This is a genomic window from Phenylobacterium sp. (genome assembly GCF_046590535.1).
In the GTDB taxonomy this organism is placed as follows: Bacteria; Pseudomonadota; Alphaproteobacteria; order Caulobacterales; family Caulobacteraceae; genus Phenylobacterium.
This window is the reverse complement of the sequence record NZ_JBKJTG010000147.1, coordinates 1-10,986: the sequence shown is the minus strand read 5'-3', so window position 1 is coordinate 10,986 and position 10,986 is coordinate 1. Positions and strand designations below refer to the sequence as shown.

Annotated in this window: 14 protein-coding genes; 9 read left to right on the top strand and 5 right to left on the bottom strand. The window is 70.7% G+C overall.

Features of this window, described 5'->3' with window-relative positions; translation table 11 throughout:
- A partial coding sequence (ilvD, locus tag ACLL81_RS08915; protein ID WP_411287989.1) for a dihydroxy-acid dehydratase occupies positions 1-1,506 on the top strand: 1,506 nt, incomplete at its 5' end.
- A 49-nt stretch (positions 1,507-1,555) separates the two neighbouring features.
- Here ilvD and ACLL81_RS08910 read toward each other — a convergent pair.
- The 4 genes from ACLL81_RS08910 to erpA all read right to left on the bottom strand — a co-directional run bounded on the left by ACLL81_RS08910 (position 1,556) and on the right by erpA (position 4,271).
- Entirely contained in the window at positions 1,556-2,245 is a 690-nt protein-coding gene (locus ACLL81_RS08910; protein WP_411287988.1) for an NnrU family protein, read from the bottom strand.
- Between the two features lie 51 nt (positions 2,246-2,296).
- Entirely contained in the window at positions 2,297-2,980 is a 684-nt protein-coding gene (locus ACLL81_RS08905; RefSeq protein ID WP_411287987.1) for a hypothetical protein, read from the bottom strand.
- 49 nt (positions 2,981-3,029) lie between these two features.
- On the bottom strand, positions 3,030-3,809 hold the full coding sequence (gene xth / locus ACLL81_RS08900; RefSeq protein WP_411287986.1) for an exodeoxyribonuclease III: 780 nt from the start codon (positions 3,807-3,809) through the stop codon (positions 3,030-3,032).
- A gap of 129 nt (positions 3,810-3,938) precedes the next feature.
- Positions 3,939-4,271: an iron-sulfur cluster insertion protein ErpA gene (erpA, locus tag ACLL81_RS08895; protein ID WP_411287985.1), complete on the bottom strand. Its 333-nt coding sequence runs from the start codon at positions 4,269-4,271 to the stop codon at positions 3,939-3,941.
- An 81-nt stretch (positions 4,272-4,352) separates the two neighbouring features.
- Between erpA and ACLL81_RS08890 the strand changes: the two genes are divergently transcribed.
- From ACLL81_RS08890 to tatC, 8 genes are all read left to right on the top strand, one after another.
- The gene (locus ACLL81_RS08890) at positions 4,353-5,531 is read left to right on the top strand and encodes a deoxyguanosinetriphosphate triphosphohydrolase (RefSeq protein ID WP_411287984.1); all 1,179 of its coding nucleotides are present in this window, start codon (positions 4,353-4,355) and stop codon (positions 5,529-5,531) included.
- 98 nt (positions 5,532-5,629) lie between these two features.
- The gene (locus tag ACLL81_RS08885) at positions 5,630-6,457 is read left to right on the top strand and encodes an SPOR domain-containing protein (protein WP_411287983.1); all 828 of its coding nucleotides are present in this window, start codon (positions 5,630-5,632) and stop codon (positions 6,455-6,457) included.
- Positions 6,454-7,479, top strand: coding sequence for a beta-N-acetylhexosaminidase (gene nagZ / locus ACLL81_RS08880; RefSeq protein WP_411287982.1), 1,026 nt, complete (start codon positions 6,454-6,456; stop codon positions 7,477-7,479). Before ACLL81_RS08885 ends, nagZ begins: the two co-directional genes overlap by 4 nt.
- Positions 7,476-8,300, top strand: coding sequence for a segregation and condensation protein A (locus ACLL81_RS08875; RefSeq protein ID WP_411287981.1), 825 nt, complete (start codon positions 7,476-7,478; stop codon positions 8,298-8,300). Before nagZ ends, ACLL81_RS08875 begins: the two co-directional genes overlap by 4 nt.
- The gene (scpB, locus tag ACLL81_RS08870; protein ID WP_411287980.1) at positions 8,297-8,947 is read left to right on the top strand and encodes an SMC-Scp complex subunit ScpB; all 651 of its coding nucleotides are present in this window, start codon (positions 8,297-8,299) and stop codon (positions 8,945-8,947) included. Before ACLL81_RS08875 ends, scpB begins: the two co-directional genes overlap by 4 nt.
- Before the next feature lie 99 nt (positions 8,948-9,046).
- A complete protein-coding gene (locus ACLL81_RS08865) occupies positions 9,047-9,259 on the top strand; it encodes a twin-arginine translocase TatA/TatE family subunit (protein ID WP_411287979.1) in 213 nt (70 codons plus the stop codon).
- A gap of 65 nt (positions 9,260-9,324) precedes the next feature.
- Positions 9,325-9,831 carry a Sec-independent protein translocase protein TatB gene (tatB, locus tag ACLL81_RS08860; protein WP_411287978.1) on the top strand — a complete coding sequence of 169 codons (507 nt, stop codon included), beginning with the start codon at positions 9,325-9,327 and terminating at the stop codon, positions 9,829-9,831.
- Positions 9,828-10,715, top strand: a complete 888-nt coding sequence (gene tatC, locus ACLL81_RS08855; RefSeq protein WP_411287977.1) for a twin-arginine translocase subunit TatC — start codon at positions 9,828-9,830, stop codon at positions 10,713-10,715. Before tatB ends, tatC begins: the two co-directional genes overlap by 4 nt.
- A gap of 26 nt (positions 10,716-10,741) precedes the next feature.
- Here tatC and ACLL81_RS08850 read toward each other — a convergent pair.
- Positions 10,742-10,986, bottom strand: a 245-nt coding sequence (locus tag ACLL81_RS08850) for a hypothetical protein (RefSeq protein ID WP_411287976.1), incomplete at its 5' end; no start/stop codon positions are given.

The following is a 10,986-nucleotide window of genomic DNA, read 5'->3' as shown; positions in this document are numbered from 1 at the left end:
GGGGCCACGCCGCGCGAGTTCTGCACCATCACCGTCACCGACGGCATCGCCATGGGCCACGAGGGCATGCGCTCGTCCCTGGTCAGCCGCGACGTCATCGCCGACTCCGTCGAGCTGACCATGCGCGGCCACGGCTATGACGCCCTGGTGGGCATCGCCGGCTGCGACAAGTCCCTGCCGGGGATGATGATGGCCATGCTGCGGCTGAACGTGCCCAGCGTCTTCCTCTATGGCGGCTCCATCCTGCCCGGCTCCTGGCAGGGCCGCGACGTCACGGTGGTGGACGTCTTCGAGGGCGTCGGCATGCACTCAGCCGGCAAGATGAGCCTGGAGGACCTCTGCTCCCTGGAGCAGCACGCCTGTCCGTCGGACGGGGCCTGCGGCGGCCAGTTCACCGCCAACACCATGGCCTGCGTGTCGGAGGCCATCGGTCTGGCCCTGCCGCTCTCGGCCTCGCTGCCCGCGCCCTATCTGAGCCGCGACGCCTATGCGGTGGCCTCGGGCGAGACGGTGGTGCGGCTTATCGCCGAGCAGCTGCGCCCGCGCGACATCGTCACCCGCAAGTCCTTCGAGAACGCCGCCGTCGTGGTGGCCGCCACCGGCGGCTCCACCAATGCCGGCCTGCACCTGCCGGCCATGGCCCATGAGTGCGGCATCGAGTTCACCCTGCGCGACTTCGCCGAGATCGCGGCCCGCACCCCGCTCATCGCCGACCTGAAGCCCGGCGGCCGCTTCGTGGCCAAGGACATGGGGGAGGCGGGCGGCATGCCCATGCTGCTGAAGACCCTGCTGGAAGGCGGCCACATCCACGGCGACTGCATGACCGTGACCGGCAAGACCATCGCCCAGAACCTCGAAGGCGTCGTCTGGCGCGCCGATCAGGACGTGATCCGGCCGGTGTCCAATCCTCTCTCGCCCACGGGAGGTCTCGTGGGACTGTGGGGCTCGCTCGCTCCCGACGGCGCCATCGTCAAGGTGGCCGGCATGCAGACCCACCGCAGCCATCGCGGCCCCGCCCGGGTGTTCGACGGCGAGGAGGCCTGCTTCGCCGCCGTCGAGGCCGGCGACTACCTGGACGGCGACGTGCTGGTGATCCGCTACGAGGGCGCCAAGGGCGGGCCGGGCATGCGCGAGATGCTCTCCACCACCGCGGCGCTGTCCGGCCAGGGCCGCGGCGACAAGGTGGCGCTGATCACCGACGGCCGGTTCTCCGGCGGCACCCGCGGCCTCTGCGTCGGCCACATCGGTCCCGAGGCCCAGGCCGGCGGCCCCATCGGCCTGGTCAAGGACGGCGACATCATCGCCATCGACGCCGACGCCGGAACCATCGAGCTGGAGGTTGATCCCATCGAGCTGGAGCACCGCGCCCGCGACTGGGCGCCGCGCCAGACCGCTTACGCCTCCGGCGCGCTCTGGAAATACGCCCAGATCGTCGGGCCGGCCCACCTGGGCGCGGTGACCCATCCGGGCGCGGCGGCCGAACGGCACGTCTACGCCGACATCTGATGCGCACCCTGGGCCTGATCGGCGGGATCAGCGCGCAGGCTGCCGTTGGCTAAGGCAGAGCCCTGACCCCGAACAGGTAGGGATGCGCCCAGGTCAGCACCGCCCACACCGCTACGGCGAGCGCGATGCGCCACCAGCCGATCTCTCCCAGGCTGAGTTTCTGGCGGCCGGCGGCGATGGCCGCGAACGGGATGTTCGAGGTCTGGGCGGCGAAGCTGTCCCAGGTGGCCCCCAGGGCGCGCCTGCGCTTGGCGTCGATGCTGGCGGTCCCGAACACCGCCAGCACCAGCATGGCGCCGAACAGGATCAGGCTGGCCGGCTCGCCGTTCACCAGCAGGTGCCCCGCCGCCCAGATCGCCACGCCCCACAGGAACGGATGGCGGGTGATCCGTAGCATGCCCTTGATCACGTCGGGCCGCTCCAGCGCGCCCTCCTGCTGAACGCTGGTCGGGTTGGCGGTGGTCAGGCCGGGCAGGATGAACAACACGGCGACAAGTTGCAGCACCAGCTGCGCCATCTGCGTTCCCCGGGTCATGCCCCACAGCGCCTCGCCGTCGGCCCCGCGGGCCCCGGTAAAGGCGAAGCCCAGCCAGATCAGCACCACCACGGAGGCCAGGGAGAACAGTCCCAGGTAGGCCCCGTCGCCCAGCCGTGCCGCCAGGGTGTCCCGCATCCGCGTGCCCGACACCACGAAGTGGATGAGCAGGAACACCGCCGTGGCGGCGATCAGATTGGTCATGGTCGTTTCCCCCGAAACCCTGGCGCGACCCTGCGCCTGTGGAGAGCGGCGTCAAGTGAACGGCGCGGCCCGGTCCTTGTCTTCGTCCTCGTCGTCGCCGCCGTTCCAGTCGTCGCCGCCGTTCCAGCCGTCGTCGGCCTCCGCCAGCGGCGCGGGCGCCATCGGCGCGATGGGGGCGGCCACCGGCGGCGGCGGCGCCTCGCGGCGGCCCGGCGGGCGGCGCAGCAAGGCCTCGACCCGGGCGATCCAGCGGTTGGCTTCCTGGGTGGCCTCCTGGGCGGTGAGCGCGCCCTTGCGGTCCTCGTCCTCGGTCAGCCACAGGTCCAGGTCGAAGTCGGGGTTGGCCACGTCGTCGAAGATCAAGCGCAGGCGCACGCTGTCCTGGGCGCCGGACAGGACGTCCAGGGCCCGGCGGGCCTCGCCGCGGTGGGCCCGGGCCACCACCCGCCCGTCGACGATCAGCTCGGCGCCGACCAGCTCGTCCACCCGGTAGATCAGGCACCAGGCCCCGGCGTCCCACGAGACCGCCATCTGGTTGCTGGTGAAGTTGAAGCCCGCGCCCCGGCCCCGGCCGCCGGCGACCAGGGCGGCGTGCGGCGCGCCCCCCAGCACCTTCTTCAGGCTGCGGCGGATCCGGCGGGTTTCGTCCAGGAACCAGACCGCGCCGCCGCCGGCCAGGGTCAGCGCCCCGCCGGCCAGCGCGAGCAGAAGGAGGAGCCGCGCGACTTCGTCCATGGCCGCGACGCTACGCCGGTTCGCTGAGTCGGGCGAATGGCGCCGCTTGTCAGAGGTTTAGCTCGATCACCAGGGGCACGTGGTCGGAGGGTTTTTCCCAGCCGCGCACGTCGCGGTGGATGGAGACCCCGGTGAGCTTGTCGGCGGCCTGCGGGGAGAGCAGGGCGTGGTCGATGCGGATGCCGTTGTTCCGCTGCCAGGCGCCGGCCTGGTAGTCCCAGAAGGTGTAGGCGCCCGGCGCACCGTCGGCCTGCAGATAGGCCTCGGTGAGGCCCAGCCACTTCAGCGCCCTGAACGCCTCACGGCTCTCCGGCTGAAACAGCGCGTCCCCCAGCCAGTTGTTGGGATGCTCGGCGTCGCGGGGCTCGGCGATCACGTTGAAGTCGCCCAGCAGGGCCAGGGGCTCCTCCAGCGCCAAGAGCTCGCGGGCATGGGCGTTCAGCCGGGCCATCCAGGCCAGCTTGTAGGCGAACTTCTCGGTGGCGATGGGGTTGCCGTTGGGCAGGTAGATGGAGGCCACCCGCACCGGCTGCGGCCCGGAGACCACCGCCTCGATGTAGCGCGCCTGGTCGTCATCGTCTGCGCCGGGCAGGCCGCGACGCACGTCCTCCAGCGGAAACTTTGAAATCAGCGCCACGCCGTTATAGGTTTTCTGGCCGTGAACTGCGAGATTATAGCCAAGTCGTTCAAAGGCTTCCGCTGGAAACTTCTCGTCGACGCACTTGATTTCCTGGAGGCAGGCGACGTCCGGCTTGGCCTCCTCGAACCAACGCAGCACCGTCTCCAGGCGCGCATTGACCGAATTGACGTTCCAGGTGGCGATGCGCATGCGGGGCTCCGGTTCGCTGCGGAAGCTAGAGGCCGCGCGCCCGATCCTCAAGGCTCTGGACGGGTAGCGGGCGAGGTGTCTGGTGGAGGCTGAGCCCCTACCTGCACCTCCACCCGGAGGAGCGGTCGGCTAGATCGAGAAGCTGACGCCGCAGCCGCAGCTGGACTTGGCGTTGGGGTTGCGGATCTTGAACTCCGCCCCGGCCAGTTCGTCGACGAAGTCGATCTCCGAGCCCTTGAGCAACGCCAGGGAGACCACGTCCACCAGGGCCGCCGCGCCGTCGCGTTCGATCTTCAGGTCGTCGTCTTGCGGCTGGTCAACCAGGTCGAACTGGTACTGGAACCCCGAACAGCCGCCGCCATCCACCGCCACGCGCAGCATCACCGCGCGGCCCTCGGCCTGGCCGATGGCGCGGATACGCTGGGCTGCGGAGGAGGAAAGCGTGACGTCGGTGGTGGTCATGGCTGTTAGATGATTGTCCTGCTTAGCCTATATGAGGTCCCCGACGGCTTCGGCCAAGAGGCCATATCCCAGATTGGTTCGATGCCCACCCCGATTTCCCTCAAGGCCGCCTACGCCGAAGACCCCGCCGCCTCCCGCGGCCGCAAGCTCCCCGAGCCGGAGAGCCGCACCCGCACGCCCTTCGCCCGCGACCGCGACCGGATCATCCACGCCACGGCTTTCCGCCGCCTGAAGGAGAAGACCCAGGTGTTCGTGGCCCATGAGGGCGACCACTTCCGCACCCGTCTGACCCACTCGCTGGAGGTGGCCCAGATCGCCCGTTCCCTGGCCACCGCGCTGGGCCTGGACGCAGACCTGGCCGAGACCATTGCGCTGGCCCACGACCTCGGCCACCCGCCGTTCGGCCACGCCGGGGAGGACGAGCTGCAATTGCAGATGCAGGCCTACGGCGGCTTCGACCACAATGTGCAGACCTTCCGGGTGGTCACCAAGCTGGAGCGCCGCTACCCGCGCTTCGACGGGCTGAACCTCACGTGGGAGACCCTGGAAGGGGTGATCAAGCACAACGGCCCGGTGGCCGATAAGCTCGACAAGCCCTCCTGGAGCGCCATCGCCGAGTTCGACGCCCAGTACGATCTGCGCTTGGATAGTTGGGCGTCCGCCGAGGCCCAGGTGGCGGCGCTGGCCGACGACATCGCCTACAACAACCACGACGTGGACGACGGAGTGCAGGCGGGCCTCTTTCAGCTCAGTGAGCTTCTCGAGGTTCCACTGATCGGCCCGCATGTGGCCGCGGCCACCGCCGAGTTCCCGGACTGCGACCCGTCGATCCTGCGCCTGGAGGCGGTCCGCCGGATGATCGGCGCCATGGTCGACGACGTGCTGGCCGAGACCGGTCGCCGCGCCCAGGCCACCGGGATCGCGTCCCCGGAGGATGTGCGCACCCTGGACCACGCGGTGGTGGCCTTCTCCCGCGACATGGCCGAGGACCTCTCGGCGCTGCGGACCTTCCTGATGGAGCGGATGTACCGCCACTGGCGCGTCAACCGGACGCGTAGTCAGGCCCGCCGCATTCTGGCGGAGATGTTCCTGTTGTTCATGGGCGAACCCGACGTCCTGCCGACCGAGTGGTACGTCCGGGCGCAGAAGCGCGACGAAGCCGGCCGGGCCCGCCTGGTCTGCGACTACATCGCCGGCATGACCGACCGCTTCGCCATCGAAGAGCACCGCAAGCTGTTCCACCTCGACGTCTGGAATTGATCAGACAGGGCGGTTCGGAGGGCGGCGGGCTTCGATAGACTGCCGTCTTGAGCGCGCGATTCGTTTTCCGCGAGCCGCCACAGTTCCGGGAGCCCCCGATGTCCTACGATGAACGCGGCGCCTACACGCCCCCCACCACCGACGCACCCCTGTCGTTCGACGCGCGCCAGCCGGTGCGGGGCGCGCGCCCGATCCCCTTCACCCTGATCGTCAGCGTGCTGGTGCTCACCGCCCTGGTGGCGGCGATCTTCGTCTTCTACCGCTCAGGCGTGCGTCAGGCCGGCCAGCCGCCGCAGGCCGTCGGCGCCTCCATCGACGGCATGAAGTCCGCCGCCACCGCCGAGGCCCAGCCCCAGGATCCCGCCGCGGGCCTGCAGATCTACCGCTCTGACGCCCCCGGCGAGGCCGCGCCGGTCCCGCAGTTCACCGCCCCGCCCGAACAGCCGCAGCCGCGTCCGGCGCCGACGCCGGTGGTGATCGCCCCGCCGACGCCCGCGCCGGTCCGCCCGGTCGCCGCCGCCGCGTCAGGCCCGCCGGCCAGCGCCCCGGCTCTGCGCCCCAGCCTGGCGCCCGCGCCGGTTGCCGTCGCCCCTGCGCCAAAGGTCCCCGCGCCAAAGGCCCCCGCGCCCAAGGTTCTGGCCCCCGCGCCTGTCGCCGCAGCCCCCGCGCCCAAGGCCGCCGCCGGCGCCTCCGCCGCCGTGCAGATCGGGGCCTTCTCCTCCCAGGCCCTGGCCGACCGGGGCTGGGCCGACGCCTCGGCCATCGCGCCGGGCCTCACCGCCGGCAAGGGCAAGAGCGTCCAGCAGATCGACAAGGACGGCGCCACCCTCTACCGCACCGCCGTCACCGGCTTCGCCAGCCGGGCTGACGCCACCGCCTTCTGCAACCAGCTCAAGGCCGCCGGAAAGAGCTGCTTCGTCCGGTGAGCGTCAGCGCGGCCATCCTGGGCTGTTCCGGGCCCACCCTGACCAAGGCGGAGACGGCCTTCTTCTCCCGCGTGCGGCCGTGGGGCTTCATCCTGTTCGCCCGCAACATCCAGACCCCGGACCAGGTCAGGGCGCTGGTAGATGCGCTGCGATCAACCGTCGGGCGGCCCGACGCCCCGGTGCTGATCGATCAGGAGGGTGGCCGCGTGCAGCGCCTCGGGCCTCCGCACTGGGGCCGCTATCCGCCGGGCCGGGCCTACGGTCAGCTCTCGGCCAACGACCCGCTGCTGCGCCGCGAGATCACCCGCCTGGGCGCACGCCTGCTGGCCCATGACCTGGCGGCGCTGGGGATCAATGTCGATTGCGTGCCGGTCCTCGATGTGCCCGATCCCCAGGGCCACGAGATCATCGGTGACCGGGCCTACGCGGACACCGCGCAGGAGGTCGCCCTGCTGGGCCGGGCGGCGGCCGAGGGCCTGATCGCCGGTGGCGTCCTGCCGATCGTCAAGCACATTCCCGGCCATGGGCGGGCCAGGGCCGACAGCCACCTGGAGCTGCCGGTGGTGGAGGCCGGTTGGGATGACCTCGACGCCCGCGACTTCGCACCCTTCAAGGTGCTCTCCGACATGCCGATGGCGATGACCGCCCACGTCATCTACGCCGCTGTCGATCGCAAGCGGCCGGCGACCACGTCGAAGAAGGTCATCCGCAAGGTGATCCGCGGCGCCATCGGCTTCGACGGCCTGGTGATGAGCGACGACCTTTCCATGAAGGCGCTCAGCGGCGACTTCACCCAGCGCGCGCGGGACTCGCTGGCGGCCGGCTGCGACGTGGTCCTGCACTGCAACGGCGACATGGCGGAGATGCAGGCGGTGATCGCCGGGACCCGGGCGCTGAAGGGCAGGGCGCAGGCCCGCGCCACGGCCGCCCTGGCGCGGATCGCCCGCCATCCCGAGCCCTTCGACGCCGCAGAGGGCCGGGCGCGGTTCGACGCGGCCTTCGCGGGCAGGTTCGCGCGATGAGCTCGACCTTCCAGCCCAACCTCGACTTCGCCGCCGCGGCCAACGCCGCCGAGGACGGCGAGGCGCTGATCATCGACCTGGACGGCTACGAAGGGCCCCTGCACGTGCTGCTGGCCCTGGCCCGCACCCAGAAGGTCGACCTGCTGAAGCTCTCGGTGCTGAAGCTGGCCGACCAGTACCTGGTCTTCGTCCAGCAGGCCCGGCGGATGCGTTTCTCCCTGGCCGCCGACTACCTGGTGATGGCCGCGTGGCTGACCTACCTGAAGTCGCGGCTGTTGCTGCCCAAGCCTGAACAGCCCAAGGCCGAGGAGCCCCCCGCTGAGGAGATCGCGGCAAGACTGGCCTTTCGCCTGGCCAAGCTCGACGCCATGCGCCAGGCCGCCGAGGGTCTGCGAACCCGCGCCCAGCTGGGCCGCGAGGTGTTCGCCCGCGGCGACCCGGAGGCCATCCGGGTGATCCCGTCGGGCCGCATCGAGGGCGACCTCTACGGCCTGATGACCGCCTACATCGGCCAGCGCACCCGCGAGCACGACCGCCGCTACACGCCCGCCCCGTCCCAGGCCTATCCCCTGGAGGACGCCCGCGACCGCCTGCGTCGGCTGCTTCCCGACCTGGCCCGCTGGACGCCGCTGGGGGGCGTCGCCCCTCTGGGCGTTCAGGATCATGGCCCCACCCGCGCCTCCTACCTGGCCTCGACGCTGGCCGCCGGCCTGGAACTGGTGCGCGAAGGCGCCCTGGAGGCCCGCCAGCTGGAGGCCTTCGCCGACATCTACCTGCGCGCCCGCCCGGAGAAGTCTGCCCGCCCGGAGAAGGCCGCATGAGCGACCGCGCCGAGACCGCCCGCGAGATCGAGGCCCTGCTGTTCGCCGCCGCCGGGCCCCTGAGCGAAGCCGACATCGCCAAGCGCCTGCCGCAAGGCGCCGATATCGCCGGGGCCTTGCAGGAACTCGCCGCACGCTACCAGGGCCGCGGCGTGGTGCTGGCCCGGGTGGCTGAGCGCTGGCGCTTCCAGACCGCCGAAGACCTCGCCTGGCTGATGACCGACGAACGGGAGGAGCCGCGGCGCCTCTCCAAGGCCGCCCAGGAGACCCTGGCCATCATCGCCTATCACCAGCCGGTCACCCGCGCGGAGATCGAGGCGGTGCGCGGCGTGCAGGCCAGCCGCGGCACCCTCGATGTCCTGCTGGAACTGCGCCTGGTCCGGATGCGCGGCCGCAGGCGCACGCCCGGCCGGCCGGTGACCTATGGCACTACCGACGCCTTCCTGGAGCACTATGGGCTGGCCAGCCTTGGCGACCTGCCGGGGTCGACCGAGATGCGCGCCGCGGGCCTGCTCAGCCTCGACCTGCCGCCGGACTTCGCGGTCCCCGACCCCAACGCCCTGGCCGTCGACGAAGACCCCCTGGACGACGGCGACGAGGCCCAGTTCCACGTGGATTTCATGGGCGAGGAAGAGCCGGGGCGTTAGGACGCGCCGCCGTGTTCGCTGAGCGTTGGCGCGGCCCCATCGGACGGACTATATAGGCCTCCACGTCGTGGGGGCGTGGCGCTTAGGGAGTTTGGCCTCATGGGCTCGTTTTCCATCTGGCACTGGCTGATCGTGCTGGTCGTCGTGGCTTTGCTGTTCGGTGGGCGCGGTCGCCTGTCGGGGATCATGGGCGACGCCGCCAAGGGCATCCGCGCCTTCCGCGACGGCCTGAAGACCGGCGACGACCCCACCGACGACACGGCGGCCAAGCCGCTCCCCAAGGAACGTGACAAGGACAACGCCGCCGGCTGATCGCCACCCCAGCGACCAACCGCGTCGGCCCGCTCCCGCAACTGGCGCTTCCGTTTAGGACCTGAATGCTTCCCGAGATCGGCGCCTCAGAGCTCCTGGTCATCGCCGTGGTGGCGTTGATCGTGGTTGGGCCCAAGGACCTGCCCATGCTGCTGCGCCGGCTGGGCCAGTTCATGGCCAAGCTGCGCGGCATGGCCTCGGAGTTCCGCGCCAGCTTCGACGAGATGGCCCGCCAGTCCGAACTGGATGATCTGCGCAAGGAAGTCGCCGCCATGCGCCGGGGCGACTTCGGCGACGCCGCCGGTGGCGCCGTGGACGAGCCGGTCAACGAGGCGTTCCAGGACATCGAACGCAGCCTTTCCGACGTGGGTGTCCAGCTGCACCCGCCGATGAGCTACCAGTACGCCCAGGTCGACGCCCCGCCGGAGATCGCCCAGGCCCCGCCGAAAAAGCCCCGCAAGCCGCGGGCCGCCGCGGTGAAGTCCACGGCGGCGGCCAAAGCCCCGGCCAAAGCCCCGGCCAAACCCCGCGCCAAACCCCGGACCAGGACCACCGTGGATCCCGGCGCGTGACCTACGAGCCTGAAGACTCCGACATCGAGGCCTCCCGGGCGCCGCTGCTCGACCACCTGGTCGAGTTGCGCAAGCGGCTGATCGTCTGCGTGGTCACCCTCGCCGTGGGCTTCGCCATCTGTTTCGGCTTCGCCGAGCCGATCTACATCGCCCTGCTGCACCCCTTCGAGATGGCCGCCCGCCTGCTGGAGGCTCAGAAGGCCGGCCATTCCGGCGGCGCCTTCGACCTCCTCCTGGTGTTGGTGGGCCAGAAAGACGTGCCACCGCTCTCCAAGGAATTGACCCTGGTGTTCACCGCGCCCCTGGAGTTCTTTTTCACCAAGCTGAAGCTGGCCGGCTTCGGGGCCGTGGTGCTGACCTTCCCGGTGCTGGCCTGGCAGGTCTACGCCTTTGTGGCGCCGGGCCTGTACAAGCGCGAGCGCCACGCTTTTCTTCCGTTTCTCCTGGCGGCGCCGGGCCTCTTCTTGCTGGGGGCGGCGCTGGTCTACTACATGATCCTGCCCTTCGTCCTGTGGTTCTCCCTCTCGCAGCAGATCAGCGGCATCGGCGCGATCTCGGTGCAGCTGCTGCCCAAGGTCTCCGACTACCTGACCCTGGTCACCACCCTGCTGATGGCCTTCGGACTGTGCTTCCAGCTACCGGTGGTCCTGACGCTGCTGGGCATGGCCGGGATCGTCACGTCGAAGATGCTCAGCGGCGGCCGGCGCTACGCCATCGTCGGGGTGTTCGTGGTGGCGGCCATCGTCACCCCGCCCGACCCGATCAGCCAGACCATGCTCGCGGTGCCGATCATCCTGCTCTACGAGATTTCGATCTGGTGCGTGCGCCTCATCGAGGCCCGCCGCCGCCGCGAAGACGCGGGTACGGACGTGATCGTCACCTGATTTCCGCTCTCGACCGCAGCGGACCTTCAGGTGGTCTGCTTCTGGAGCAACCCCGTCACCCGCGCCCGGCCGGCCGGTGACAGGTCCATCCCCGTCGCCGCCCGCCACTTCCCTTGGGCCTCGTCGGCCTTCCCCAGCTTCGCCAGCGCCTCACCCCACTTCAGGTGCAGCCGGCCCCAGCGGGGAGCGAGCTTGGCGGCGAAGTTCGGCGCAGCCGCCAAGCTCGCTCCCCGCTGGGGCCGGCTGCACCTGAAGTGGGGCGAGGCGCTGG